We start from the raw sequence: 25,699 nt of genomic DNA, 5'->3' as shown, positions 1-25,699 counted from the left end.
TTCCGGACGCCGCCGGGCCGGCGGCACGCTGATGAGACCCCCCACGGCAACGCACCGTGACGAGTGGGAGAGACTCTAGGCGTACCCAGTGACAACGCGTTCGGGCCCCGTCCGCTTCGGCGTCCGGGCGCGCGTCCGCGTCCTGCTCGCGGACGTTGCGCCGGACGGTCGCGTCGTCGTGTCCATCCTCGCGGACAGGTGACGGGCCGGGCGATGCCTCACGTGGGCAGCGTCCAGCGCGGTCCATCGGAGGAACCGAGCCACACCCGCTGTTGGCCCGGGGCCACGGTGACACCGAATTCCGTGGGGGGCGGAGAGCCAGCAGCGTGCCACTCGTCGATGGACTCTTCGAGGTCATCCCAGAGTCCGAACGTGCCGCCCTGCCGTACGGTCCACTCGCCGTTCCCCCGGTGTGTGAGCACGGCGAACGATTCGTTCTCGGCGTCCAGCACGTAGGTGTGCTCGATGCCGGTGTCGTCCGGCATGGTGAAGACGCGGGCGTTCGGCATGGCGAGCTGCGCCACGAACCCGCTTTCGGGCGCGGAAAACAACTCGCTGCCGAACCGGGTCTCCCGCGTCTCGCCCTCATCCGGCGCAGGGATCATGCCCATACTCGCCGGCGCCGCCTGCTGCCGCGCGATCATGAAGCTCGCGTCAGCAGCAACGAATCGACCTTCCGCCCGGCCGCCTTCCTCCGCCGTGAGCCGGACGAGCCCGAGTGAACGCATCCATCCCCGTAGCGTGGTCACGATCAGTCCGCCGGGCCGGGTCTGTTCGACCCACGCCGACGGCACGCTGCGGACGCCGAAGGTCGCGATCGTCCGGTCGTACGGCGCGGGGCCCGCGTAGCCGCGTCGGCCGTCCTCGGTCAGGAGTCGGGGGTAGTAGCCGCAGCTCGCGAGCGCGATCCGTGCCCGATCGGCGACGTCGTGATCTGTCTCGACTGATGTCACGTTCTTGTCGCCGAGGCGGTGGCACAGAAGGGCGGTCGAGTAGCCCGTGCCGGTGCCGAGTTCGAGCACGGACATGTCGTCGTGAACGTCGAGGTCTTCCAACATGCGCACGACGAGCGAGGGGAGTGTCGAGGATGACGTCGGGTTCGCGTTGCTCACGGGCTCGTGGTCGCCCTCGGAGAGGGGGCGCTCGTCGAACTGCGTGACGAGCGTCTGGTCGCTGTTGCGATCGTCAGCCACTCGCGGAGGCCGACGAGTTCGGCGTTGATCGGCGTCCAGGACGTCACCCCCGGGCCGAGGTTCTCCGTGTAGAACCGACGCAGGAACTCGTGTCGGGGTACATTCTCGACGGCCGCTCGCCACTCGGGTGAGCGCAGCCAGTCGCCGGTGGCGAGTTGGTCGGCGAGCTGCTGCCGCAGCTTCGCGGCGGTCGTGTCGAGGTCATCGGGTGGCATGGGTTCCTCGTTCCAGAAGATCAGCCAGGGCCGCAGTCATGGGCAGGCCCGTGGGTGGTTCCATCCACGCCCATTGGCCCGACGGGTTGCACTCGATGAAAGTCCAGTCGTCACGGGTCAGGGCGAAGTCGAAAGCGCCGAAGACGAGTCCGAAGTGCCGAAGGTACGCGAAGATTGCACGCTCGACGGCGGGCGGCGTCGAGATGACGCTGTAGGTGTGGGTGGTGTAGTCCGTGCGCCAGTCGAGCAGGTCGCAGTCGATGCGGACAGCGAAGATGCGTTCGCCGACCACCGTCACCCGAACATCGGCCTCCTTGTCGACGCGCGCCTGAAACAGGTGCATGGTCCCTGCGACGGCGTCGTCGATCTCTTCGGCGGCGACCTCGGCGACTGTGACGGTCTGAGACACACCGTCGCGGAGGTAGAGGGGGACGGACAGAGGCTTGAAGATCACCTGCCCGTGTTCCTTGATGAACGTCCGCGCTCGGTCCGGCTGGTTCGTGATCAGAGTGGGCGGAAGCGCAAACCCGCTCGCGGCAGCCGCAGCGAGGCCGGCCGGTTTGTACTCGGCGTCGCCGACGCGGTTCGGATGGTTGACGTACAGGCAGTCGGGGAGGGACGCGAGCACGCCGCCGAGCCCGTATCGGGCCTGCGCGACGGCGAAGCGAGCGTCTTGCTCGTCGAGGTCGGGGAAGACGAACCCGGACGGTCGCCGGTAGTAGAGGGACCGCATGTCGCCGAGCTCGGCGACGCGAGAGGGTGTCGCGACGCTTCCGCGCCACCGTGTCAGTTCGCCGCCGATGTGGGCGGAGCACGACAGGGTTGCGGGGAAGTCTCCGGAGTCGAACCGCACGACCGGGACACCCCGGTCGTACAGCTCGGCGATCACGAGATCTGCGGTCGGGTCCTCAAGGTTGGTGACGACGGCGACCGGTCGATGCTCTTGTGTCACTGGTCGGTGTCGTTCCCGGTGTCCGTGTCCCCGCTGCCCGCGTTGCCGTCCGGCGAGGTTCCGGTCGACGGGTTGGTGCCGCTGCTGGTGCCGTGCCCGGGGGACGTGACCAGGACACCGGCGGCGTCGAGGTAGCGGCCGGTCTGGGTGACGGGGTCGAGCTCGACGCGGGTGTACTCGCGCACGTCGGTGCCCGGGTATGCCGCCATGCGGCGCAGGCCCCACGGGGCCGGGACGAGGTGCCCCTGCGGCAACGGGGTGCCGGTCGGGAATCGGTCGGCGTAGTTGAACATCGCGGTCCTTCCGTTCAAGGGGTGGATGGTGTCCTGCGATGGAGCCCCGCCCCCACCGATCGAGTGAACGAGCCTCCGGCACAGGCGGGAGTCTGGTGTCTCAGCAGCCTTTACGGCCGCCGGCGGGCGAACCCCGTTCCCCACATGACCTGGCCGCGGGCGAAGCTCGCGCGCAGGTGCGCCTCGGTCGCGGCCGAGTCGGCGGTGAGCGAGAGGGGAGCGGTCACCAGGCACACGCGGCACGGTCCGCCATGCCCGACCAGTGGGGACAAGCGAGACCGACCGCAGATGTGGGGCGGACGGGTCCGGGGCGAGGCGGCCCGGTGATACGCGATGGTGACCTCATGGCTGCCGGAGAGACCTCGGGCGTCGACTTCACAGCCGAAGGCGGCGGCGCTCCTCCACACGCACGGGCGGCTCGGCGGCCGGTGCGTCGCGACGGGGGCGGTCATGGCCCGAGCCCTTGAGCCTTCTCTCGGCGCCTGAGAATCTGGTCGAGTTGCCAATGACACAGCTCGACTTCCGCCGGGCTGAGGATGAGCAGCGACTCGGAGGTTCCACCGTCTGCATGGTGGACCGTCACCGGTAACGCTGCCTTCTGCGCTCGGTGGTCGTAGACCACGTCGCGGCGCTGCGGGGTGACGTGGGTGATCGGAACGGAGACAGGGCGCAGGGTTGTGCCGTCGGCGCTCGCCCTCCACTCAACCCCGCCGCCGGGCAGGCGCAGGTGGTACGACCTTGCGCTGTCGCTCGGTAACGCGACCACGACCCCGATCTGCCCGGCCTTTGCGAGGTCGAGCGCGAGGTCGCCGAGTCGAGGATGAAACGGACTGCCGGCGCTCAATTCGACGCCGATTTTGTGGAGTTGCTTCGAGGTCTGTTCGGCCATGCCCTGAAGCTAGGAGGGAGCTACGGGACGAATATGAACCGGAGGAATATCACCCTCATCCGTCGAGGTGAAAGCGGTCCGACATGCGACGGAGCTTCTCACGGGTAGCAGCTCGTTCGGCGTAGACGATGCTGCGCAGGGTTGACCGGGCGATGGGATGGTTCCGGATGAGCTGCGGGGCGATGCGTTCGGCGGTCTCCAGTTCCTGCAAGGCCTTGTCGCGGTTTCCGTCCCACAGCCATGCACGCGCGATGTCCATGTGGTGGTGACCCTGGCGGGAGTTGGGGAGCGCGGAGACCAAGCCCCGCGAGGTGCGTCGGTTTATGGCCAGGGCCTTGCGCTGCTCGCCCATCTCAAGAGCGACGCTGATCGCGTGAATCTGCACGTTGCCGGGTGAGAACGTGAGCGAGTGCCGGTCGTAGATCGGGGGTCCGACGTACGCGTTCAGCCGTTCGGCGGCCGTTCTCGCGTGACCGACTCGCTCCTCGGCTTCCGCCGTGCGATTACCCCGCGCTGCGGAGACGGCGGCCCGCAGTTGCAGCGACCCCCACGCGCGCGTGGCCAATGGGTCGCCCTGATCGAAACCCTGCTGCACGCTGGCGATTGCCCGGTCGGAGAGGGCGATGGCGTCCGCCCAATCTGCGGTTGCCCACATGTCCCAAACACGCATCCAGTCCGCGACCGCAGGCATGACGGAGTCGCCAGAGAGCCGGGCCGACCACGCCGCCCGTTCGCAAGACATGGCGACCAACTCGGGGTGTCCAAGCGCGTGCGCGGCGGTGTGCGCAAACTTGCAGCACACGGCGTAGATCGCAAACGCTTCCTCGCGCTCGTGGCCGGTCGACAGCTCGGCGAGCGCGCGAGCCTCCCGAAACATGTCCGGCAGAACCTGCATGATCGCTACGTTCGCCGCAGCGTCGCGCAGACGGTGCAGACGCGTTGTCTCCTGCCAAAGGCGGCCCGAAGGCCGTGGGGTTCCGTCGAATACCGGGGCGAGGTCGTAGCGGCGCAGCTCGCGCAGGATGGATGAAGCAGCCACCTGCCATTGGTTCTCGTCTGGGGAGCTGTTGTACGGGCGGCCGATCAGGTCGTTGGGGTGTACGTGCAGCTCTGCGGCGACCTGATTGAGCAGGCCGACGCGGTCCAGCTCGATATGGCCGCGCTCCATCTTCGACACCCACCCCTGAGACTTGCCCAGAGCGCTCGCGAGATCTGCCTGCGGCATCCCGAGTCGGAGCCGGGCGCGTCGGGCGCGGCGACCGATCTCTTCGGCTTCCTCCAACATCAACGCGCCCCCCTTGCAGTGAGGGGCCGGCGGTGTTGCAGCGTTCGGCTAGGCATCCGTGCTCCATCCGTCGGGCTCATACCCACGACGGTACCGAGCGGGCAGGCTGAGTGTGGAGTGCTACCGGTCAGGAAGTGTGCACGGCAACGACGAAGGGCCCCCTGGACCGGACCTCGGCCATTACAGGGGGCGTGGGCGTTCAGCGGGTGGCGGTCTGCCACACGGTGAGGGCGAGGCCGATCACGGCGACTACGGCAAGGATGCTCGGGAGCGGCCACCGGATTCGTTCCGAGGGCGTCGAGACGCTGCTCGTGATCGGCGAGACGGGCGTCGGTCTGGTCGGATCGCTGAACGAGCAGGGCGAGAGATCCGTCGACTTCGGCGAACCCGGTCTCGACGGTCGCTCGCAGGCGTTCGAGTTCGAGAGCGACGTCGCCCCGGGGCGGATCGGTCACAGGTGACCGTCGCCGGGCAGCGCCATCACGCGGGCGGTGCCGCCGGCGACGGCGAGCGCGGTGCCGGGGTGCCGGTGCCGCCCTCGCCATCCGGGCGCGGGGCGCCGACGCTGAACCCATGGGTACAGCGGGCCGGCCGCCGGGGCAGGCGGTCGGCTGCCCGTCGCGTGGCCCTAGATCTCGTCGCCGGCGTCGCCGTTGCGGCGCAGTCACCCGACGGCGTCGGGCAGTCCGGCGAGCTGCGCGTCGGCCGGCTCGGTCAGTCCCGAGCTGCCGGATCAGCCGGCGCAGCACGACCTGCGCGACCGGCATGCCGCACCCCGTGCCGATCCCGGCCGGCAGCGGATCGGTGAACGACTGTGGTGTTCAGCGGTCCGGCAGAGCGGAGAGCACGGCGCCGAGTTCCGGCAGCGGCACGGGGTCGGCGGTCGTCACGGCGTGGCCGCGGTGGGTGATGCGGTACGTGAATCCGTCCGCGACCGGCGCGGGCGTCGCCTCGCGCGGCAGGGTCGGGAAGCGAGCCGCTTCGAGCGCGTCCCGCAGCCGGTTCAGCTCGGCGGGCGTCATCCGTCCCGACCCCTGCTTGCCGCCCTTGCGGTAGGTGGAGTACGTGCCGTCCTCCCGGACGAGCACGACGTCCCTCACGCCCGCGAGGCCGCCGGTGACCGACAGTTCGACCAGGGCCGGGGCCAGGGCCGGGGGAGCGGCGCTCGATGCCGCGGGGGCCGGTGACGGAGCCCCGGCCCGACCGCCGCTCTGCCCGGCCGTGCCGCAGCCGGCTGCGGCGAGCGCGCCGGCCAGCAGCACCGCCGCACCCCAGGACGTCCGTGCGCTCATCGGTCCCCCGTCATCCGCCGTGTGTCGCCCGCCACGGTGTGCTCTCGCGCCCGGCCGTGCGGTTCCCGTCGTGCCTCGCCGCGGCACTCGTGCGCGGACGGCCCACCGGTGAACCGCCGCCCGTGCGGCGGCTGTCGGGATCAGGATGCCCGTCCGGCCCGTCGCGGCGACAGACCCCGGAGGTCTGCCGCACGGGCGACCGGCCGGACGGGCCCGTCGGTCGCGGTCGCGACAACCGGCAGCGGCCCCGGACGCGACGGGCCGTCGTCGTTGCCCGGAGGAGGTGATCGATTGTCACCGGCGTCGGTGATCATTAGGTTGGGGACGGCGAAGGCCGAAGGCCACGACGTGCTGGCGCGCCAAGGGCAGTGGCGGAAGGCGCGTGCACGCATCCCGGCAGTCGACGGACCTCGGATGGGAGCGGTGACGGTGGCGATGCGGACGGTTCCGCTGATGGACGGGCCGGTGGAGCTGCGCGGTGCGCTGGATGCGGAGATCACGCCGGCGGGGGTGATGCCGCGTCGGTTGCCGGCCTGGACGAAGGACCAGTACCAGGACCCGTCGGTCCACGGGGTGACCGTGATGCCCTCGGGCGTGCGGCTGGTGTTCCGCACCGACGCGCGTGAGCTCGAGTTCGAGGTGCTCACCTCCACCGGGCAGCTCGACGGCGACCCCGGGCCCCGCCCGACCGGGATGCTGGAGTTGCTGGTGAACGGCGCCCTGGCCGGGCGCCGGCAGGCGCCGGTGGGCAATGTGCTGCGCATGGCGGGACCCGGTGCTGCGCCGCGTGTGATTCCGGGCGAGCCGGGGACGGTGCGCTTCGCCGGGCTGCCGGCCGGTATGAAGGACGTCGAGCTGTGGCTGCCGCAGCAGACCCCCACCGAACTGGTGGCGCTGCGCGCCGACGGCGACGTGCTGCCGCCGTCGGCGGACGGCCGGCGCCGCTGGGTGCACCACGGCAGCTCCATCAGCCACTGCATCGAGGCCGACGGCCCGACCGGCACCTGGCCGGTGGTGGCGGCCGCACGCGGGGGAGTGGAGGTCATCAACCTCAGCCAGGCGGGCAACGCCCTGCTGGACCCCTACGTCGCCCGGACGATCCGCGACATGCCCGCCGATCTGATCAGCCTCAAGGCGGGAATCAACATCGTCAGCCTCGCCGCCTTCCGGCTGCGGACGTTCGGCCCGGCCGTGCACGGATTCCTGGACACCATCAGGGACGGCCACCCGGACACCCCGCTGCTGCTGATGTCCCCGATCGCCTGTCCGGCACACGAGGAGGCCCCCGGCCCGACCACGACGGGCCCGGACGGGAAGATCGCGGCTGTCGGCGATCCGGCACAGGTGGCCGCCGGAGCGCTGACCCTGGCGGTGGTCCGTGCGGAGCTGGAGCGGATCGTGACGGTACGGCGGAAACACGACCCCCACCTGCATTACCTCGACGGCCGTGACCTGCTCGGCCCGGACGAGGCCGACGACCTCGCCGACGGCCTCCACCCCGACGCCGCCGCCTACCGTCGGATGGGCGAACGCTTCGCCGCCCACGCCTTCGCGGACGGCGGCCCCTTCCACTGACCCCGCGGGCCGAGCGGCCCCCGGCACCGATCGGCCCCCGGCACCGGGCGGGGAGACGCCCCACCGGCCGCCGCCGCGGCCTTCGCCCGCACCCGCTCGGTCCGTGGTGGGACGCGGACTGCCGCGCACGCCCGGCCGCGTGACATGCCGCACGGTGGCGACGAGCCGTTGCCGCCGCCCGGTCACCGGCCGTCGAGGGCCGGCCCGGTCACCGGCCGTCGAGGACCGGCCCGGTCACCGGCCGTCGAGGACCGGCCCGGTCACCGGCCGTCGAGGACCAGCATGATGTGTTCGTCCTCGCCGTGCAGGATCGTCGCGGTGCGCCGGAAGCCGTGCTTCTCCAGCAGCCGCACGGATCCGGTGTTCCCGGCGAAGGGATCGGCGTGGAGGGGGCGGTTCGTCTCCCGTTCGAGGAAGAGCGCCAGCGCCCGCGTGCCGATGCCGCCGCCCCAGTACTCGCGGCCGAGCCAGTAGCCGATGAAGCGCCTCTCCTCGTCCCACCATGCCACGACGTTGCCTGCCAACTCGTCGTCGACGGTGACGGCCTGCACGTGGACGGTGGGATCCGCGAGGACCCGGGTCCTCCAGTGGTGCATGAAGGCATCCCGTTCCCGGGGCTGCCAGTTCGACCGCCGTGCGGCCTCCGGGTCGTGCTCCTGCGCGAAGAACACGTCCAGATCGGTCACTTCGACATCGCGTAGACGCACGTGATCATTCATGCCGCGCAGTCTGCCACTGCGAGGAGGGCTCCGCCGGGCTGCCGTGCACGCCGGGAGAGGGCCGGCGCCCTTCCCGCGGCGCGTCCCCCCGTCAGACGGCCAGGAGTTCCTCGGCGAGGAAGCCTTCCACGAACTTCTGCGCACGACGGTCGAGTTCGGCGTACTGAGCCTCCCGTTCCGCGCCCGCGACCGCCTCGCCGACCAGGAGGTTGCCCTGTGCGTCGATGCGCTGCGGGCGCTCCTCCGCGTCGGTGAGCAGTCCGACGGTGGAACGGGAGAAGCCGCAGTAGTAGGCGATGCCTTCGCTCAGATTGGTCTCCAGGACGGTCTGCATCCCCTCCACCACGGGGTCGTCGGAGGTGGCGCCGGCCAGGCCCAGCCACAGCATGCGCTTGCCGGCGAGGCGGGGCTTGCTGCGGCCGTAGGCGAACCCGTAGTTCCATACGCGGTCGATCCAGCCCTTGAGGATGGCCGGCACGCTCTGCCAGTACACCGGGAAGACGGCGACCACGGCATCGGCGTCCAGGATGCGCTGCATATGGGCGTGCGTCTCGTCCGAATAGGCCTTCTCCCTGTTGCCCCAGTCCGGCTGGTCGGCCACGTTCATCCGCGGGTCGAACCCCTCGGCGTGCAGGTCGAGCAGGTCGATGCGGTACCCGGCGGCTTCGAGGCGCTCGGCGGCACGGCGGGCCGTGTGCGCGGTGAGGGAATCGGTGCGGTGGTGTGCGACGACGACGAGGGCGGTCCTGGCATGGCTGTCGTGCTGTGTCACGGTGTCTCCCGGCTGGTGTCGGTCGGTGCGATGGATCCAGTACAGCCGCGGTGGCGTAGATGATCCATGGGAGAAACGCTCCCGAACATAGGAGATCGTCTACGATGTGACCCGTGGATCCTCTGAGTTCGCTCCTGAGCGGCATCCGGGCCGAGGGCTCCGTCGTCAGCCACGCCGTGCTGACCGCGCCCTGGACCATCCGCTTCGCCGACGACGCACCGCTCACCATGATCAGCGTGCTGCGCGGCGGCGGCACCCTGCTGCTGCCCGAGGGCACCGAGCGAGCGGTCGGCGTGGGCGACACGGCCATCGTGCGCGGTTCCGCACCGTTCCATCTGGCGGACCACCCCTCCAGCGTCCACGGCTCCCATGCCGCCTACGAGATCGCCTGCTTCACCCCGGACGCCGGGTGCACGGCCGAGGAGCTCGCCGGTATCACCTGGGGCACCGACTCGAAGGAGGCGGCGACCGCGCTGATCGTGGGCGCCTACCGCGCTTCGGGCCGCCGCCACGAGCGTCTCCTGCGCGCCCTGCCGCCGGTCCTGGTGCTCAAGGAGGACGTCGAGGTCTGTGCCTGGCTGGAGACGGCCGCGGCCGACGCCGCCCGATTCTCGGCCGGTTCGCAGGCGCTGATGGACCGGCTCCTCGACTGGGCCCTGGTGTGCACGCTGCGCACCTGGTTCGACCGGGCGGGCGCCGACGCGCCCAGCTGGTACCGGGGCCTCGCCGACCCCGTCCTCGCCCCCGCCCTGCAGGCCTTCCACGACCGGCCCGCCGAGGCCTGGACGGTGGAGTCGCTGGCCACGCGAGCGGGCGTCTCCCGGGCGCTGTTCGCCAAGCGCTTCACCAAACTGATGGGCCGCCCGCCCCTCGCCTACCTCACCGAATGCCGCATGGACGAGGCCGAGGCGCTCCTGACCGACACCGACCTCAGCATCGCCCAGATCGGAAGGTCCGTCGGCTACGCCGACGCGTTCGGCTTCAGCGCCGCGTTCAAACGCCACAAGGGCCTGAGCCCGAGCACGTTCCGCGCCGCGGCGGCCTGAGTTCCGGCACGTTCCGCACGACCAAGGCTGGAACCCGGCACGTTCCGCGCCGCGGCGGCCTGAGTTCCGGCACGTTCCGCACGACCAAGGCTGGAACCCGGCACGTTCCGCGCCGCGGCGGTTCAGCCGCAGGCATGGACCTCCGTCCGTCCCCGGCAACGGAAGTAGGGGCCGCCCAGGCCGACGCGCACCGGCATGGGCTTGCCCGCTCTGCCGTCCGTCACCGTCTGGCAGGTGTACTCCTTCATCTCCCGCTCGACGGGGACGAGAACGGCCTCGGGAATGTTGTTGCAGCGTACGAGGTCGGGCACGTAGTAGCCGTAGACGGCGTTGGCGGCACCGTCCCGCGTGAGGATCGCCATGCGAGGTTCGGCGCCCCACTTCAGGTCGTTCGGGGGATCCGGCAACCGGTACACGAGGATGTCCCATTCGATCCTCAGGCCCTCCCAGGTGCTCACGCACACCGCCTGGGCGCCGTCCTTCTCCTTCAGGGACCCGGGACAGCGGGCGGTCGTCGCCCCGTCCGTGTTGACCATGTCGATGACCTTCTCGCGCAATCCGTGGGCGACCCTCTCGTGGAAGGCGGCACCGGGCAGCGGTGACGGGTGCGGTGCCCCCGTGGGTTCCGGTACGGGCTTCACGATCTTCTGGGGCAGCTCCGGAAAGGCGGGCTTCGGCGCGGAGTCGTCGTCCGAGCCCGCCCCGCAGCCTGTGAGCAGCAGTCCCAGGAACCCGGCCGCCGCGATCATCTTCATGCGCATGACGGAAAGAGTAGTGACGGTGACCGGCCCGCCTTCAGCCCGGACCGGGGCCCGTTCCGGGACCTCGCACCGGCCGCCGGTCCTGGGACACCTCCGAGCGCTGCGGCGGCTGGGCGCGCCCGGCTGCCGCACCGGAGCGTCGAGGCCCGCGACCGCAGCAGACCGCAGGCCCTTGCGCGGTGCCGGACGGCCCCGCCCGGCGGGACGCGGTGGCGCGGGAGACCGCCGGTAGGCTGCCGTGGTGCGCACGGTGGAGCTTCTGTTGGACGAGGCGGCGGATCTGGCGGTCCGGGAGGCCTGGCGGCGGCTGGCGGACGCCGGGCTGCCCAGCCAGGCGCGCCACCGCTCCCCGACGAACAGCCCGCACCTCACCCTGGCCGCCTGCCCGGAGCTGACCGCCCCGATCCGCTGGGAGCTCGCCGAGGTGGCCGCCGCCCTGCCGCTGCCGGTGCACTTCACCGGCGTGGTCCGATTCGAGCGGCCCACCTCGGTGCTGGCCTGGGCGCTGGACCGCGACCCCGCGCTGGCCCGTCTGCACCGCCGGGCGTGGGAGGCGGTGGCCTCGGACAGTCCGCCCGAGACCCTCAACCCCTTCCACGAGCCCGGACGCTGGAGCCCGCACATCACCCTCGGCCGGACCCGGCGGCCCGGTGCCTTCTCCGGACGGCGGGTCCCCGAACTCCTGCCGGCACCGCCGCTGTCGGCCCGGCTCACCACGCTGCGCAGCTACGACACCGAGACCGGCGCCCTGGAGGTGCTGGACCCCCGCCCCTGAGTGCCGTCCCCGGCGCCGGGGCGGGTCAGGTGTGCCTGCCCGCCGTGTCGCCGACACGGAGGGTGTAATCCACGGCGAGGGAGAAGTCGGCGGACCGACCGCGGATCTTCAGCGCATGCCGTCCGGGCTTCAGCGGGGGCAACTGCACCCGCATCCCGCGGCCTTCCGTCAGCATCGTTGCGTCCTCGCCGGTCACGGCGTTGCCCGCGCTGCCCTCCACCGCGAGTGCCTCCGCCGGGCAGGTGTCCGCCGCGACCGGTTCACCGTCCAGGAACACCGACCCCTCGGCCGTCCGCAGGAACGCCGCGCAGTCCCGTGCGGGCGCGAGCCGGTTCACCACGGGGAACGCGATTGGCAGGCCGCCGGGAACCGTGCAGGTGCGGCTGACCTTCGTACCGAACGAACCGGCCAGGAACCACACGTCCCACGCCTGGTTGCGTCCGCAGTCCTCTCCCGTACGGTCGGCGACCGGATCGGTCGCCTCGGGCTCTCGCGCTGCCCAGGACCACCACCGCGAGCGCGGTCACCTTGCGGACCAGCACGTTCCGCACCGCGACGGGGCGCCACGGAGGCACACGCGGTGCCCGGCTCGCCGCGTCGTTGGCTCAGTGCTCGCAGAGCGAGAATTCGCGTTCGTAGAGCTGCTCGTTGTGCTCGTCGACGAAGAACTTCCGCTCCTGCATGAGCTGTTCGCGAAACGCCTCGGCCTGCTCCAGCGTCATGGTCGAGGTGGCCGACCACGGCTGCTGCGGTGGCACGTCGGACGTCGAGACGATCGTCTGCGACGGGTCGACCAGGAAGAACGCGAGGATCTTCCGATGCCCCGGGCGAGTGGCGTCCGCGAGGCGGAACGGGCCGACGCGGTGTTGCAGGATGTTCGGGAACGCCAGGCAGCGGCCCGCCGGGGTCGAGGCGGATCCCAGTACCTGGTTCAGTGCGTCCTCGTCCTCCAGGCCGTAGACCTCCCGCAGACCGTTGTCGTCGTTCTGTTCGTAGTCCGGGTCGTCGAGTGCCGCCCGGAAACTCAGCCGGCTCTCGGTGATGTTCTCGCTGTCCCAGTAGTAGATGCCGGTCGAGACGATCCGCTCGTTCAACATGCCTTCGACGTGCCAGGAACCGCCTGCGTACTCGGGCTTCTCCGGGGTGAGATGGATACTGGCGAGCTTGACGATGACCTGGAGGCGACGGCCGCGCAGATCGACGCGTGCGGACTCGTCCGGCAGCGCGGGCGGAGTGAAGGCCGGTGCGTCCGGGACGACCGGACGGCGGTTCTCCCACCAGTCGTCCTGGGCTTCCTCCCAGGCACGGACGGCTTCCGCGTGGGCCTCGGCGTCACCGTCGGAGGATTTCTCGGGATACTCCGGCTCCGAGTCGTACCACCCGTACGGATCGGCCTCGATCCGCGGCGGCCGCGGATGGCGCAGATCGGTGAGCACCTTCTCCAGCAGCGGGCGCACGCGGGCGAACACGTCCGGCAGGACGGAGGCCAGTTCGCGATGAGTCTCGGGGTGGACGTTGTTGACGTACGACCGGAAGACGACACCGCCGTCGTCCAGGACGTCGACGTCCGTGGGCAGCCACTGGAACCTCTCCGAGAACTCGTACGCCGAGTAGCGGTCCGCCGGGTTCCGCCAGGCGGCGTCGGGCGCGCCGCTCACCTCCCTGACCAGGCAGAACAGTGAAGGATGGACCAGATCCAGCACCTGGCCGCCGGATCCGGGATGCCAGTCCCGTTCCCCTTCGGGGACCTGCTCCAGAACCCGGACCGCTTCGCGCAGCCGGGACCTGAGCGTGTCGTCGACGAGTGTGTCCGACTGCCACACCCCGTCGACGGCGGAGACCTCGATGCCGGTCCCACCGTCCCGCAGCGCGGCGTAGTGCGCGAGTTCGTCGAGGACGTACCGCACCTGCGCTTCGGTGAGGCCCTGGGCGAGCGCTTCGTGCGTCCACCGGGCGACGATGCCGGCGTCGTTCCTCTTCTCGAACCACCCCGCCTTCGACCGCAGATGAGAGCTGCACTGCATCATCTGCAGTTCCCTCAGCGTTCGGGGCGCCGCGAACGACACGGAACGGGAGGCGCGAAAGGGCAACGGGAAAACGGGCAGGCCGGTCAACTCTTCTGATCCTTCGGGGTGGTGTGCGGTGGCGGGAAGGATACGGCAGCCCACTGACACCGCTGCCGGGGTCCCCGGTGCCACCGGTGTCATGGGTGGGGGAGTGAGGACCTCGGCGTCCGAGGCCGTCCCCCGAGCCCGGCGCACAGCACCGCGCTCCCGGTTACCTGTGCGTAGCGCACGTACGGAACGTGACAGCGGCGACTGTCCCGGCCCGCACCCGCCGTGACAACGTCGTCCCCGTCACCGACCGAGGGAGTGCGTGTGAACAAGGGGTACGCGGTCTTCTGCGACGCCGACCGTCACTTCTACGACGCTCCGCACCGCCTGGCCTTCGCCGGCGCAGCGGACGGATCCCTCTACCGCGCGGCCACGCTCCCCGTACCCGACGGCTGGACCAGCCACCGCACGGGCGACTGGCTCGCCCTGCGCCCCCTGGACCGGCCGCTGCCGTCGCAGGGCTGGAAGATCCACGTCTCGGCCGGGCTCGACAACGCGGAGACGGTCCTCGCGGCCGTCCGCGACCACTGCCTTCAGCACGGCGTCGCCTTCAAGTTCGTGCCGAGCCGGTACCTGCTGCACCAGCGCAACGCCAAGTACGCGGACCGCGCCGCGAGCGGCAAGTTCATCACGGTGTACCCGGCCGACGACGAGCAGTGCGAGCGCGTGGCCACGGACCTGGCCCGTCTCCTCGACGGCGAGCAGGGCCCGTACATCCTCAGCGACCTGCGCTGGGGACGGGGCCCCGTGCACCTGCGGTACGGCAGCTTCACCCGCCGCCACTGCTACGACGAGCACGGCGCACTGCAGCCGGCCCTGGAGGACGGCACCGGCACACTCGTCCCCGACCGGCGCGGCCCCGTCTTCCGCGTGCCCGACTGGGTGACCCCGCCCCCCTTCCTGCGCCCGCACCTCGACGCGCGGGCCGCGGTCACCGTCCAGGACATGCCCTACGAGATCGTCAAGGCACTGCACTTCTCCAACGGCGGCGGCGTGTACGAGGCGAAGCACCGCGAGACCGGCAGGCGGGTCGTCCTCAAGGAGGCGCGGCCCTGCGCCGGGCTGGCCGCCGACGGGGCCGACGCCGTCACACGGCTGCACCGTGAACGCACCGCCCTGGAGCGGCTGGCGGGGCTCGACTGCACGCCCGAGGTCCTCGACTCCTTCACGGTCGGCGAACACCACTTCCTGGCGCTCGAATTCGTGGAGGGCAGGCCGCTCAACACCTTCTTCGCCCGCAGGCACCCGCTGATGGAGGCCGATCCGCCCGAGGACCGGCTGGCCGCGTACACCGACTGGGCCCTGCGGATCCACGGCCTCGTCGAGCAGGCGGTGGCCGCGGTGCACGCCCGCGGAATCGTCTTCAACGACCTGCACCTGTTCAACATCATGGTGTCCGAGGACGAGTCCTCCGTCGTGCTCCTGGACTTCGAGGCAGCCCAGCCGGCCGAGCGCAACGGCCGCCAGACGGTGGCCAATCCGGCGTTCGTCGCCCCCGCCGACCGGCGCGGAACCGACGTGGACCGCTACGCCCTGGCGTGCCTGCGGATCGCCCTCTTCGTCCCGCTCACCAGCCTGCTCGCCGTGGACCGCGCCAAGGCCGCCCATCTGGCCCAAGTCGCGGCCGCCCAGTTCCCCGTGCCGCCCGGCTTCCTGGACGAGGCGGTACGGGAGATCACCCGCGAACCCGGCGCCGCCCCGGCACGCCACGGCGCGCCCGCCGCCGACCGCACCGGCGGCCGCCCCTTCCCGCCCGTGGAACCGGGCGACTGGCCGCGCAGCCGCGACTCGATGGTGCGCGCCGTCCTGGCGTCGGCGACACCCGGACGCGAGGACCGCTTCTTCCCGGGCGACATCGCCCAGTTCGCCACCGCCGGCGGCGGCATGTCCTTCGGCCACGGCACCGCGGGGGTCCTGTACGCCCTGCACGAGAGCGGGGCGGAACGCTGCCCGCCCGCCGAGGACACGCTCCTGCGGTACGCAGCCGAGCCCGAGTCCGGGACGCCGCTGGGCTTCTACGACGGACTCACCGGCATCGCGTGGACCCTCCAGCGGCTCGGGCACACGGCCTCCGCCCTGGACCTGGCCGAGCTCGTCCTGGCCCAGGACCATGAGGCGCTCGCACCCGACCTGCACGGCGGAACCGCCGGAATCGGGCTCGCGCTCGACGCCCTGGCCGCCGCCACCGGCGAGAGCGCCCTCCACACGGCGGCCGTGCGGTGCGCCGAGCTGACGGCCCGGCCGCGCACCCCGGCACCCCGGCCCACGGGTGAGGCGCCGGGACGGCCGCGGACCGGTCTGCTGCACGGTGCAGCCGGCCGGGCCCTGCTCTACCTGCGGCTCCACGAACGCACCCGGGACACCGCGCTGCTCGACCTCGCCGCCGACGCCCTCCACGACGACCTCACCCGGTGCGTCCGCGGGGTCTCCGGCACGCTGCAGGTGGACGAGGGCTGGCGCACGATGCCCTACCTCGGCGCCGGCAGCGTGGGCATCGGCATGGTGATCGACGACTTCCTCCACCACCGCCGGGACGACGCCCTCGACGCCGCCCGACGCGAGATCGTGCAGGCGGCCCAGGCCACCTTCTACGCCCAGCCCGGCCTCTTCCGCGGCGCCGCCGGCATGGTGCTCCACCTCGCACGCACCGATGCCGGCGGCCCGGGCACCGCGCCCGAGGACGTACGCCGCCAGATCGGCTGCCTCAGCTGGCACGCGATGTCCTACCAGGGCCATCTCGCCTTCCCCGGCGAACAGATGATGCGCCTCTCCATGGACCTCGCCACCGGCACCGCCGGCGTCCTGCTGGCCCTCGCGGCAGTGCGGGGAGACCGCCCCGCCCACCTGCCCTTCCTCCCGCCGCTTCCGCGGCCCCATGAACCGGCCCCGTCCCAGGGGTCGTCCACAGCACCACCGTCCCCACACGAAAGGAAACGATCATGAACCTTTTCGACCTGCAGTCGCTGGAGACCCCCAAGGACGAGGCCATCGGCGACGTCGAGACCGGCAGCCGCGCCAGCCTGCTGCTCTGCGGCGACAGCAGCCTCAGCGTGACGACCTGTAACTGACCCGGGCCGGCTCCCCGCCCTGCGGCCGCCGAGCCGCAGGGCGGGGAGCCCCGGTGCCCCTGGAGCGCGTCTCCCGGGGCACCGGCCGTCCGGCCGAAGCGCGCACACGACCCGGCGCGACGCCCGCGGCCGCCGGCAGAAAGGCATCGGATGGGCTCGCCGACCGGCTCCGACCGGCTCCTGCGCGGCGCCGTACGCCACACCGCAGGCACCACCACACTGCTGCTCCTCTGCCAGGTCGCCGCCGCGGCCTGCTCGCTCGCCGTGCCCGCCGTCACCGGAAGGGCACTGGACCTGATGCTCCACCAGCGCCCCGGTGCAAGCGGCTGGCTGACGTGGGCCGCCGCGCTGATCGCCGCGGACATCGTGCTGGAGACCGCCGCGGTCCTGCTGACACAGCTCACCAACGCCCGGGCCACCGGCTGGATCCGCCACCGCGCGCTGACCGGCCTGCTCGGCACCACCGTGGACCGTGCCGCCCCCCTCCCCGGCGGGGACGTCGCCGCCCGGCTGTGCGTCAACGCGACCGACAGCGGCACCGCGCCCGCGGCCCTGGCGAACGCGGCGTCCTGCGTCCTGGTCCCCGCCGGAGCCCTCGTCGCGCTGGCCCTCATCGACCCCTGGACCGCCGCCGTCTTCGTGGCCGGCCTGCCCCTGCTCGTGCTGCTGCTGCGCACGTTCTCCCGCGATTCCTCCGATGCCGTCGGCCGCTACCAGCACGCACAGGGCGCCATCGCCGCCCGGCTCACCGAGGCCCTGGCCGGCTCGCAGACCATCGCCGCCGCCGACACGGCACGCCGTGAACGGGATCGCATCCTCGCCCCGCTCGACGGCATGGCGCGCCACGGAACTCACCTGTGGCTCGTCCACGGCCGCGCCGTGGCCCGCAGCGGCGTCCTGCTCCCGCTGCTCACCACGGCCGTCGTGGCGGTCGCGGGCAGCCGACTGGCCGCCGGGCAGGTCAGCGTCGGCGAGCTGCTGGCCGCATCCCGGTACGCCGCGCTGGCCGCGGGCATCGGAGGCATCGCGGCTCCGCTCGGCACCCTGGTCCGCGCGCGCAGCGCAGGCCGCCGCACCGCAGAACTCGCCGAGCTCCCGCCGATGCCCCACGGCGAGGCGGCCCTGCCCGCCGGCGGGACCGGCCGACTGGAACTGCGCGGCGTGCGCGTGGCGCGCGAAGGCGCCGCGCTGCTCGCGGACATCACCCTCACGGTCGAGGGCGGGTCGACGGTCGCAGTGGTGGGCCGCTCCGGCGCGGGCAAGTCCACCCTGGCCGCCGTCGCGGGCCGGCTCGCCGACCCGGACGCCGGAACCGTCCTGCTGGACGGAGTCGACCTGGCCTCCCTGACCCGCACGGAGCTGCGCGAAGCGACCTCCTACGCCTTCGCGCGGCCCGCCTTCGACGACGACGCGTGTGCCACGGTCCGTGCCGCGCTCGCCGCCGGTGCCGGCCCCCGCCGGGACCCCGCCGCGGCCGACCGGGTAGACCGCGCCGCCAGGGCCGCGAGCGCCGACACCTTCATCCGCCTGCTCCCGCTCGGCTACGACACCCCCCTCGCCGACACGCCGCTCTCCGGCGGCGAACACCAACGCCTCGGCCTGGCCCGGGCGTTCGCCGGCCGGGGCCGGCTGATCGTCCTCGACGACGCGACCTCCAGCCTCGACACGGCCACCGAACGCCAGGTCGAGAAGGCCCTGGCCACCTCGCTCGGTCCCTGCACCAAGCTGATCGTGGCCCACCGGGTGTCCACCGCGGCCCGCGCGGACCACGTGATCTGGCTGGAGTCGGGCCGCGTGCGGCACTGCGCGCCGCACCACCGGCTGTGGCAGGACCCGGACTACCGCGCCGTCTTCCTCACCGATGCGGAGGTGCCGCCACCGGGCCGGGACGACACCGCCGCCGGAGCGCCCGCACCAGCGGTGCCGCCACCGGGCCGGGACGACACCGCCGCCGGAGCGCCCGCACCGGCGGTGCCGCCCGCGGGCCGGGGGGCAGCCCACGGGACGCCCGTGCCGCCGCCGCTCCGCGACCGGGAGGAGGGGGAAGCCAGGTCGTCCGCCCCGCCGGTGCCACCGTCCGGCCGGGGGAGCGCCGCCGCGTCGCCCGCACCACTGCCCCCGTCCGCCCGCGACGGTGCCCCCGCCGCGTACCCCGTACCGCTGCCGTCCCCGGCACGGGTGGTCGCGCGGCGAACCGGCCCCGTCGAAGCCCCTGCCCACGACGGACCGCGGGAGGACCGGTGACATCCGCAAGCCGAACCGACCCAGGGCCGCCGGCCGCCGGCCGCGGTTCCGGGCAGGCCGAGGCACGTCCCGGCACGTCCCGGCACGTCACCGCGCGGGCCGTGCGCTTCCTGCGCCCCCGCAGGAAGGTCCTGGCCGCACTGGCGGCGTGGTCCGCGGCCGAGTCCGCGCAGACCTTCCTCGGCGGCTACTGCGTGGCACGTTCCCTGGACGACGGCTTCCTGCGGGGAGCCCCCGCGACCGGGCTGCTCTGGCTCGCGGGTGCCGCCGTCGCCATCCTGCTCGGCGCGCCGGTCGTCCGGGGCGTCTTCGCCCAGCTGCCGCTGCTGACCGAGCCGCTGCGCGACCACCTCGTACGACGGTCGGTGACGCAGGCCCTCGCCGCCGCCACCGCCACGGGCCGGGCGGCGGACACGACCGCGGTGTCCCGGCTCACCAGCCAGACCGAGATCGCCCGGGACAGCTTCGCCGGGCTGGTGCTCGCCGCCCGGTCCTTCGTCTTCGTCGCCGCGGGGGCCCTGGCCGGCCTCGTGTCCCTCGCCCCCCAGTTCCTCCTCCTCGTGCTCCCGCCGCTGGTGCTGGGTCTCGCCCTGTTCACCGCCTCCCTGCGGCCGATGGCGCGGGCCCAGCACCGCTACCTCGACGCCGACGAGGGCGTGGGCCGCCGGGCCCAGATCACCCGCACCGCCCTGCGGGACATCGTCGCCTGCGGCACACAGGAGCCGACGGCCGAGCACAATCGCCGTGCGATCGGCGAGGCCGCCGCCGCCCAGCGCGCCCTGGCCCGCTGGGCGGCCGTGCGTACGCTCTGCGTGGCGACGGCCGGCCAGCTGCCGGTGCTCCTGCTGCTGGTCGCGACCCCCTGGCTCCTCCGCCAAGGGGTCACCGCGGGTGCCCTGGTGGGCGCACTCACCTATCTGCTCCAGGCGCTGCTCCCGGCGCTGCACACGCTGATGACCGTCCTCGGCACGGCGGGAGCCCGTCTCCTCGTCATCCTCGACCGGCTCACCGGCACACCGCCGCCGACCGAGCCCCCGGCCACACCTCGGCGCCCACTCGTCCGGGCCGCCCGGCCGCCCCGGGCGGCGGCTCTGGAGCTGCGCCACGTCCGGGTCGGATACGGTCCCGGCGCCCGCGCGGTCCTGGACGACCTGGACCTGACCGTCGAGGAGGGCCAGCACCTGGCCGTCGTCGGCCCGAGCGGCATCGGCAAGTCGACCCTCCTGCGCCTGGCCGCCGGGCTGCTGCCACCCGATCGGGGCGACGCACGGCTCTACGGCCGCCCCCTCGGGGAGTACGGCCCGCCCGAACTCGCGGCCCTGCGCGCACTGCTCCCGCAGGAGGCCTACGTCTTCACGGGCACCCTGCGGGACAACCTCCGCTACCTGCGGCCGGACGCCCGTCCGTCGGACGTCGAGGCGACCGTCCGTGCCCTCGCCCTGCACCCCCTCGTCGACCGCATCGGCGGGCTCGACCGCCCCCTGCGCCCGAACGCACTGTCCCTCGGCGAACGCCAGCTCATCGCCCTGGGCCGGGCCCACCTCTGCCCGGCCCCGCTGCTGCTGCTCGACGAGGCGACCTGCCACACCGATCCCGTCGCGGAGGCCACGGCCGAACACGCCCTGCGCGCGCGGCCCGGGACCCTGGTCGTCGTGGCCCACCGGCTGTCGTCCGCCCTGCGCGCGGACCGGATCCTCGTCCTCGACGGGACCCGGGCGCAGCACGGCACGCACCGGGAGCTGCTCGGGCGATCGGCCCTCTACCGCGACCTCGTGGGTCACTGGAACAGCGCGCACGGATGACCGGCAGGTCACGTCCACCCCGCGCCCTGCGCGATCCGGATCGCGTCCACCCGGTTGCGCGCGCCGACCTTGCGGATGACGCTCGCCATGTAGTTGCGCACGGTGCCCTTGGACAGGTACAGCGTCGCGGCGATCTCCGCGACCGGCTCACCCTTGGCTGCCAGCGAGAGAACACTCAGCTCACGCCGGGTCAGGGGCATCTCCGCAGCCTGGAGGAAGCCCGGGGCGAGCGTGTCGTCGATGAACCGCTCGCCGTTCGCCACGCGGCGCACCGCCTCGAGTAATCGTCCCTTCGAACCGTTCTTGTCGACGAACCCCGTCGCCCCCGCGGCGTACGCCCGGCGCAGCACACCGGGCCGCTGCGCCGGGATCAGCGCCAGCAGAGCCGAACCACCCACCGCCCCCGAGCCGGCGGCCGGTGCCGCCGTCGAGGGCTCCAGACACTCCGCGTCCACGACGTACACGTCGGGCGCGGATTCCTCGGCCGCCGCCCCCTGCGGCCAGTGGGACATCGAGGCGACGACCCGCACCCCGCCCGACCGCAACAGCTCCGCGAGCGCGGCCCGCAGCAGTTGTGCCTCGTAGACCACCGTCACACTTACCATCCCCCACCCCTTCGACCCCCGGACAGCCGTGACCGTGCGGCCACCCCCACTCCTGTGCCCCTGGCGCCCTGTGAAGAACGCGCGATCAGGCGCACGGGGGGCGCACTGGACGGCGTTGCGACCGGATCCGTTCCGTCGTCCCGTCCGACCTGCAGGCCGACGTGGTGCGCCCCGGATCCGGGCGGCCCGGGAATGGCCGGATCTCCCCACCGGCTTCACCACCGTGCCGGAGCGGACGGCGCCGACACCCCTCCGCGCGCCGGGAGTCCCCGCCCGGCCGGTCTGCGACGGCCGCGCCGAGGCCGCTCGGAGCCGGCCGCACCGCGAACCCGGTCGGACCGGCGTCCCCGCCCCGGCTCGACGCCGGTCCGGGCATGGCAGGATCGCCGCCATGTCCCTCAACGTGCCCCGCCTCCGCATCGGTTCGACCGAGATCATCGCCCTCGCCGACGCCGAGGGACCCTTCTTCGCCCCGCGCGCCGAGGCGTTCCCCGAGGCCACGGCGGCCCAGTGGGCCGAGGCCGATCGTCGCGACCCGGGCGCGGTCGATGCCAAAGGCCGCTGGCGGCTCCAGTTCCGGGCGTTCGCGATCCGCGGCGACCAGGGGCTCACCGTGGTGGACACCGGGATCGGTCCGGCGGACAGCCCGGCCCGCTCGTGGGCGCCCGTGCCCGGCGTGCTCCCCGCATCGCTCGCGGCCGCGGGCATCGACCCCGCCGACGTCGACACCGTGGTGCTGACGCACCTGCACACCGACCACGTCGGGTGGGCGGTCGTGACCGAGGCGGCCGTCCCGTCAGCCGGGGGCCCGGAGGACGGCAACACGTCGCCCGGCGGCGCGACGAGCGATCGCCGCCCCTACTTCCCGAACGCCGAATACCTGCTCCAGCGGGCCGAGCTCGACGCCCTCGACGCGCTCAATCCCCAGCTTCGCGAGACCCTCACCGACCCGCTCGCGGCGGCCGGCCGGCTCCGGCTCCTCGACGGGGACACGCCGCTGCGCGTCGGGCGCGTCATCGCCACACCCGGTCACACGCCCGGACACCAGAGCGTCCTGGTCGCCGACGGACGCGAGACGGCGCTCGTCACCGGCGACCTCCTGGTCCACGCCCTCCAGTTGCTCCACCCCGAACTCGCCTACGCGCACGAGATCGACCCGGAGGCGGCCAGGCGCTCCAGGGAGCGCATGCTCGCCCGCGAAACCGGCACCACCCTGCACCTGGCGACCCCGCACTGCACGGAGCCGTTCCTCTCGGCGTGACCGCGGTCGTCCGAGCCGTTCGCCGCGGGCCCCGCCCGGACACGGGGTGCCCCGTCCCGGTGGGCGCCGAGAGGTGAGGAGCAGGCACCACCGGGCCGGGACGGTCCTGAGCGGGCGGGGCTCAGGCGATGTGGTCGTACGTCCCGTTCCGATGTGCGTCCGTGAGGGCCCTCACAAAGAACGGGTTCCGCCAGGCTCCGGTGCCGCGGTACAGGTAGACCCGGCCGGTGGCGGGGTCGTGGGCGAGGACGTCGGTCCTGCCGTCGTGGTCCACGTCCCCGGCACCGGTGAGCCGGCCGTAGATCTGCCAGCCGCCGCCGACGCGCTTGCGGGCGGTGTAACTGCCGTCGCCCGTGCCCAGGTAGAGCCAGAGCACCCCGTCCCGGTCGCGCGCGAGGAGATCCCCGGCGGCGGCGCCGCCGATGTCGCCGACCGCCGTCAACTGGTTGTAGATCCCCCAGCCGGTGCCGATCTTCGTGCGGGGCGCGTAGGGGCGTGCGGCGGTTCCGGTGCCGGCGTGGAGGTAGAGCCCGCCGGCGGTGTCCACGGCGACGAGGTCGGCGCGGCCGTCCCCGGTGAGGTCGCTGCCGCCGGCGATCCTGTTGTACGTCTGCCAGCCGCCGCCTACCTTCACGCGGGCGTGGAAGCCGCCCTGCCCGTCACCCTGGTGCAGCCACAGGACGCCTGCCGCATCGCGTGCGACGACGTCCGCCGTGAAACCCCCGCCGGCGGCGTCCCCGACGGTCTCGATCCTGTCGTAGCCCCCGAAGCCCGCGCCGGCCGACGCCCGGGGCCGCCCGTCCGCGACGCTGTCCCGCCACAGCGTCCCCGTGGCGTCCCGGCCGAGGAGGTCCGGGTATCCGTCGGCGTCGATGTCGTGCACGAAGGCGCCGGCGGTGGCGCTCCGCGCGAGGGACGCGACGAAGGGCGTGCCGTCCGAGCCGATCGTGACGCGGTGGACGCCGGCGTCCGCGCCTCGGCTGCCCTGGACGACGGCGGCGGTGCCGTCGGGGGTGGTGAGCACGGTGTCGGCGCGGTCGAAGAGGCCGACCGTCCGCCCGCTGCCGAGGTGCCGGGCCGAACCGCCGTACAGGAGCCAGTCGCCGAGCAGTCCGAGGGCGCCCGTGTCCGCCGCCGGGACGTGGGTGTCCTGCCCGGTGGCACGGTCGCGGACCACCACGCGGCCCGGGGCGGCCGCGGTGGCCGGCTCGGTCCAGGCGACCCGGGTCGACGAGACGGCCTCGACGCGGGGATACGTCTCGGCGACGGTGGCGGTGGCCAGGTCGACGAGCCCCACACGCTGCTCGCCGGCGGAGGTCCGGTAGTCGATCAGCCCGAGCGCGGCGGTGGCCGGACGCACCTTCAGGTACGCGGTGCCCTCGGGCAGCCCTTGGACCTCGCGGGGAGCGTCGTCCTTCGTGTCGAGCCACAGCGTCCCGTCTCCGCGCATGAAGACGGCCGACCCGGCGGTGCCGGCGTACTCGGGATCCAGCACGCCGGGCACGCCCTCGCTGCGGAAGCCGTCGCCCGTCGCCATGTCGAAGCCCCGGCCGTAGTACCCGTCCTCCGTCCGGGTCACCATGTCCCCCGAGGTCTCGTTCAGCCCCTCGAAGGAGACGGTGGTGAAGTCGCGGTGCGAGCCGCCCGCGTAGGGGATCCACCGAAGCGTCGCGTAGTCCTGGTCGGCGGGGAGGGCGATGAGGAAGCCCTGCGCCCCTGCGCTCCGCAGCCCGGTGCCGGGCGTGAGCGAGCGGACCGGGCCCACGGCCGGTTCGGCCGCCGCGGCCGGGGGCGCGGCGAGCGCGCCCGCGCCGGCGGTCAGTGCCAGCACGGCCGCGACGGAGGCGGCGAGACGGGTGGAACCGGCGGTGCGGTGCTGCAAGGAGACCTCCACGGGAAGGACCGGACACGGACGTGCCGTGCCCGGTCGGACTGCCGAGCGGCGTGCGAGGTTGTAGGCGTCACGGAACTCCCGTTCGCCCGGGGGCCCGAGGCCGTCCCCTGCGCGACGTCGCGCGGCGGCGGCCCGCCCGGACGGGCCGCGGCGGCGGTCGGACTTTCACTCGCGCGTGAGCCCGGCGGGGTCGAACACATCGTGAATACCTGTGTTCGCGGCCTGAGATTTCCACGGCTATTCCGGTCAGAGTTTCTCCGGGCGGCACACGGACGGAAATTCTCGACGCCCGCACATGACGGCGACGTGCTACTGTCGATCTCGGTTGCAGTTTTGGTACCCAAAAACGTCGAGCGCCTCCTACCGGCCGCGTGCCGCACGGAAGCGCTTTGTATTTCCGGTCATTTTCCGGACAGGGCATCATCGCGGCGACACGGCGTCCGTAGGGTACGGATTCCGGCGTACTGCCCCAAAGGAGATATGACATGGCTGCTGGCACCGTGAAGTGGTTCAACGCGGAAAAGGGCTTCGGTTTCATCGAGCAGGACGGTGGCGGCCCTGACGTGTTCGCCCACTTCTCGAACATCGCCGCCCAGGGCTTCCGCGAGCTCCAGGAGGGCCAGAAGGTCTCCTTCGACATCGCGCAGGGCCAGAAGGGCCCGACGGCCGAGAACATCGTTTCCGCCTGACGCTGACGCGCACAACGTAGCTGGGGCCCGCATCCTTCGGGGTGCGGGCCCCAGCTGCATGCGCCCCGCGGGGCATGCGCTCAGGACCTGCGCCACTTCTTTTCTTTCGCCGGCCTGGGCGCCCGAAATTCTCTGCCGTGAACCGGCCGCTCGATTTCGCATGGCATTCGGCTCGTTCGTGGGAATCCCGCGGCTGTTGTCTCCTGCTGGAATTCCTCACCCGGGCGCCCCGCGCCCGCCCTCGTCCCGAACTCA

General features: G+C 72.8%; 23 protein-coding genes and 1 pseudogene. 9 read left to right on the top strand and 15 right to left on the bottom strand.

Annotation, left to right across the window (positions count from 1 at the left end; translation table 11 throughout):
• Positions 1–218 precede the first annotated feature (218 nt).
• From EAO77_RS28140 to EAO77_RS28110, 8 genes and pseudogenes are all read right to left on the bottom strand, one after another.
• Positions 219–1,112, bottom strand: coding sequence for an rRNA adenine N-6-methyltransferase family protein (locus EAO77_RS28140; protein WP_261994179.1), 894 nt, complete (start codon positions 1,110–1,112; stop codon positions 219–221).
• Positions 1,109–1,408 carry a hypothetical protein gene (locus EAO77_RS40460; RefSeq protein ID WP_261994178.1) on the bottom strand — a complete coding sequence of 100 codons (300 nt, stop codon included), beginning with the start codon at positions 1,406–1,408 and terminating at the stop codon, positions 1,109–1,111. The genes EAO77_RS28140 and EAO77_RS40460 overlap by 4 nt, the downstream gene beginning before the upstream one ends.
• On the bottom strand, positions 1,395–2,360 hold the full coding sequence (tgmB, locus tag EAO77_RS28135; RefSeq protein ID WP_147991139.1) for an ATP-grasp ribosomal peptide maturase: 966 nt from the start codon (positions 2,358–2,360) through the stop codon (positions 1,395–1,397). The genes EAO77_RS40460 and tgmB overlap by 14 nt, the downstream gene beginning before the upstream one ends.
• Positions 2,357–2,653 (bottom strand): putative ATP-grasp-modified RiPP, encoded by a 297-nt coding sequence (gene tgmA, locus EAO77_RS28130; RefSeq protein ID WP_147991151.1) that lies wholly within the window; start codon positions 2,651–2,653, stop codon positions 2,357–2,359. The genes tgmB and tgmA overlap by 4 nt, the downstream gene beginning before the upstream one ends.
• Before the next feature lie 448 nt (positions 2,654–3,101).
• Positions 3,102–3,542 carry a hypothetical protein gene (locus tag EAO77_RS38940; protein ID WP_187283451.1) on the bottom strand — a complete coding sequence of 147 codons (441 nt, stop codon included), beginning with the start codon at positions 3,540–3,542 and terminating at the stop codon, positions 3,102–3,104.
• Positions 3,543–3,597: 55 nt separating this feature from the next.
• Positions 3,598–4,827 (bottom strand): helix-turn-helix domain-containing protein, encoded by a 1,230-nt coding sequence (locus EAO77_RS28120; protein WP_147991138.1) that lies wholly within the window; start codon positions 4,825–4,827, stop codon positions 3,598–3,600.
• A 199-nt stretch (positions 4,828–5,026) separates the two neighbouring features.
• Positions 5,027–5,282 (bottom strand): annotated as a pseudogene (locus EAO77_RS40455) (hypothetical protein).
• 366 nt (positions 5,283–5,648) lie between these two features.
• Positions 5,649–6,119 (bottom strand): hypothetical protein, encoded by a 471-nt coding sequence (locus EAO77_RS28110; protein WP_147991137.1) that lies wholly within the window; start codon positions 6,117–6,119, stop codon positions 5,649–5,651.
• Between the two features lie 414 nt (positions 6,120–6,533).
• Between EAO77_RS28110 and EAO77_RS28105 the strand changes: the two genes are divergently transcribed.
• A complete protein-coding gene (locus EAO77_RS28105; RefSeq protein WP_261994177.1) occupies positions 6,534–7,694 on the top strand; it encodes an SGNH/GDSL hydrolase family protein in 1,161 nt (386 codons plus the stop codon).
• 260 nt (positions 7,695–7,954) lie between these two features.
• Here EAO77_RS28105 and EAO77_RS28100 read toward each other — a convergent pair whose 3' ends face one another.
• Positions 7,955–8,413 carry a GNAT family N-acetyltransferase gene (locus EAO77_RS28100; RefSeq protein WP_147991136.1) on the bottom strand — a complete coding sequence of 153 codons (459 nt, stop codon included), beginning with the start codon at positions 8,411–8,413 and terminating at the stop codon, positions 7,955–7,957.
• A gap of 91 nt (positions 8,414–8,504) precedes the next feature.
• Positions 8,505–9,185, bottom strand: coding sequence for an NAD(P)H oxidoreductase (locus tag EAO77_RS28095; protein WP_187283449.1), 681 nt, complete (start codon positions 9,183–9,185; stop codon positions 8,505–8,507).
• 113 nt (positions 9,186–9,298) lie between these two features.
• Here EAO77_RS28095 and EAO77_RS28090 point away from each other — a divergent pair, with 113 nt between their 5' ends.
• Positions 9,299–10,231, top strand: a complete 933-nt coding sequence (locus tag EAO77_RS28090; protein ID WP_187283448.1) for an AraC family transcriptional regulator — start codon at positions 9,299–9,301, stop codon at positions 10,229–10,231.
• Between the two features lie 122 nt (positions 10,232–10,353).
• On the opposite strand, the gene EAO77_RS28085 is transcribed toward EAO77_RS28090, so the two are convergent.
• Entirely contained in the window at positions 10,354–10,992 is a 639-nt protein-coding gene (locus EAO77_RS28085) for a hypothetical protein (RefSeq protein WP_147991134.1), read from the bottom strand.
• 250 nt (positions 10,993–11,242) lie between these two features.
• On the opposite strand from EAO77_RS28085, the gene EAO77_RS28080 reads away from it, so the two are divergent.
• Positions 11,243–11,767, top strand: a complete 525-nt coding sequence (locus EAO77_RS28080; protein ID WP_261994176.1) for a 2'-5' RNA ligase family protein — start codon at positions 11,243–11,245, stop codon at positions 11,765–11,767.
• Between the two features lie 25 nt (positions 11,768–11,792).
• Here EAO77_RS28080 and EAO77_RS28075 read toward each other — a convergent pair whose 3' ends face one another.
• Together EAO77_RS28075 and EAO77_RS28070 are read right to left on the bottom strand one after the other, a co-directional pair.
• Entirely contained in the window at positions 11,793–12,188 is a 396-nt protein-coding gene (locus EAO77_RS28075; protein WP_147991132.1) for a hypothetical protein, read from the bottom strand.
• A 184-nt stretch (positions 12,189–12,372) separates the two neighbouring features.
• Positions 12,373–13,881: a DUF4246 domain-containing protein gene (locus EAO77_RS28070; RefSeq protein ID WP_147991131.1), complete on the bottom strand. Its 1,509-nt coding sequence runs from the start codon at positions 13,879–13,881 to the stop codon at positions 12,373–12,375.
• A gap of 264 nt (positions 13,882–14,145) precedes the next feature.
• On the opposite strand from EAO77_RS28070, the gene lanKC reads away from it, so the two are divergent.
• From lanKC to EAO77_RS28050, 4 genes are all read left to right on the top strand, one after another.
• Complete coding sequence (lanKC, locus tag EAO77_RS28065; RefSeq protein ID WP_147991130.1) at positions 14,146–16,824, top strand: class III lanthionine synthetase LanKC; 2,679 nt, start codon at positions 14,146–14,148, stop codon at positions 16,822–16,824.
• Positions 16,821–16,949, top strand: coding sequence for a SapB/AmfS family lanthipeptide (locus EAO77_RS28060; RefSeq protein WP_015037662.1), 129 nt, complete (start codon positions 16,821–16,823; stop codon positions 16,947–16,949). Before lanKC ends, EAO77_RS28060 begins: the two co-directional genes overlap by 4 nt.
• Positions 16,950–17,099: 150 nt before the next feature.
• Complete coding sequence (locus EAO77_RS28055; RefSeq protein ID WP_147991129.1) at positions 17,100–19,193, top strand: ATP-binding cassette domain-containing protein; 2,094 nt, start codon at positions 17,100–17,102, stop codon at positions 19,191–19,193.
• A gap of 101 nt (positions 19,194–19,294) precedes the next feature.
• Positions 19,295–20,995: an ATP-binding cassette domain-containing protein gene (locus EAO77_RS28050; RefSeq protein WP_261994175.1), complete on the top strand. Its 1,701-nt coding sequence runs from the start codon at positions 19,295–19,297 to the stop codon at positions 20,993–20,995.
• Between the two features lie 8 nt (positions 20,996–21,003).
• Here the strand turns inward: EAO77_RS28050 and EAO77_RS28045 are convergent, their stop codons facing one another.
• Positions 21,004–21,600: a helix-turn-helix transcriptional regulator gene (locus tag EAO77_RS28045; protein WP_147991127.1), complete on the bottom strand. Its 597-nt coding sequence runs from the start codon at positions 21,598–21,600 to the stop codon at positions 21,004–21,006.
• A gap of 391 nt (positions 21,601–21,991) precedes the next feature.
• On the opposite strand from EAO77_RS28045, the gene EAO77_RS28040 reads away from it, so the two are divergent.
• The gene (locus EAO77_RS28040; protein WP_147991126.1) at positions 21,992–22,861 is read left to right on the top strand and encodes an MBL fold metallo-hydrolase; all 870 of its coding nucleotides are present in this window, start codon (positions 21,992–21,994) and stop codon (positions 22,859–22,861) included.
• Between the two features lie 121 nt (positions 22,862–22,982).
• Here EAO77_RS28040 and EAO77_RS38930 read toward each other — a convergent pair whose 3' ends face one another.
• Positions 22,983–24,755 carry an FG-GAP repeat domain-containing protein gene (locus tag EAO77_RS38930; RefSeq protein WP_187283447.1) on the bottom strand — a complete coding sequence of 591 codons (1,773 nt, stop codon included), beginning with the start codon at positions 24,753–24,755 and terminating at the stop codon, positions 22,983–22,985.
• A gap of 485 nt (positions 24,756–25,240) precedes the next feature.
• Here EAO77_RS38930 and EAO77_RS28030 point away from each other — a divergent pair, with 485 nt between their 5' ends.
• Positions 25,241–25,444 (top strand): cold-shock protein, encoded by a 204-nt coding sequence (locus EAO77_RS28030; protein ID WP_147991125.1) that lies wholly within the window; start codon positions 25,241–25,243, stop codon positions 25,442–25,444.
• Positions 25,445–25,699: the final 255 nt, after the last annotated feature.

This window comes from Streptomyces sp. T39 (genome assembly GCF_008042045.1).
Classification (GTDB): Bacteria; Actinomycetota; Actinomycetes; order Streptomycetales; family Streptomycetaceae; genus Streptomyces.
Note: the sequence above shows the minus strand (reverse complement) of the source record. Positions and strands in the feature narration are given on the sequence as shown.

Coding starts and splice junctions, on each gene's coding strand:
- EAO77_RS28110 (WP_147991137.1), bottom strand. CDS start 6,119: ATGAGCGCACGGACGTCCTGGGGTGCGGCGGTGCTGCTGGCCGGCGCG.
- EAO77_RS28120 (WP_147991138.1), bottom strand. CDS start 4,827: ATGTTGGAGGAAGCCGAAGAGATCGGTCGCCGCGCCCGACGCGCCCGG.
- EAO77_RS28105 (WP_261994177.1), top strand. CDS start 6,534: ATGGGAGCGGTGACGGTGGCGATGCGGACGGTTCCGCTGATGGACGGG.
- EAO77_RS38940 (WP_187283451.1), bottom strand. CDS start 3,542: ATGGCCGAACAGACCTCGAAGCAACTCCACAAAATCGGCGTCGAATTG.
- EAO77_RS28055 (WP_147991129.1), top strand. CDS start 17,100: ATGGGCTCGCCGACCGGCTCCGACCGGCTCCTGCGCGGCGCCGTACGC.
- EAO77_RS28100 (WP_147991136.1), bottom strand. CDS start 8,413: ATGAATGATCACGTGCGTCTACGCGATGTCGAAGTGACCGATCTGGAC.
- EAO77_RS28040 (WP_147991126.1), top strand. CDS start 21,992: ATGTCCCTCAACGTGCCCCGCCTCCGCATCGGTTCGACCGAGATCATC.
- tgmA (WP_147991151.1), bottom strand. CDS start 2,653: ATGTTCAACTACGCCGACCGATTCCCGACCGGCACCCCGTTGCCGCAG.
- EAO77_RS40460 (WP_261994178.1), bottom strand. CDS start 1,408: ATGCCACCCGATGACCTCGACACGACCGCCGCGAAGCTGCGGCAGCAG.
- EAO77_RS28060 (WP_015037662.1), top strand. CDS start 16,821: ATGAACCTTTTCGACCTGCAGTCGCTGGAGACCCCCAAGGACGAGGCC.
- EAO77_RS28030 (WP_147991125.1), top strand. CDS start 25,241: ATGGCTGCTGGCACCGTGAAGTGGTTCAACGCGGAAAAGGGCTTCGGT.
- EAO77_RS28045 (WP_147991127.1), bottom strand. CDS start 21,600: ATGGTAAGTGTGACGGTGGTCTACGAGGCACAACTGCTGCGGGCCGCG.
- EAO77_RS28085 (WP_147991134.1), bottom strand. CDS start 10,992: ATGCGCATGAAGATGATCGCGGCGGCCGGGTTCCTGGGACTGCTGCTC.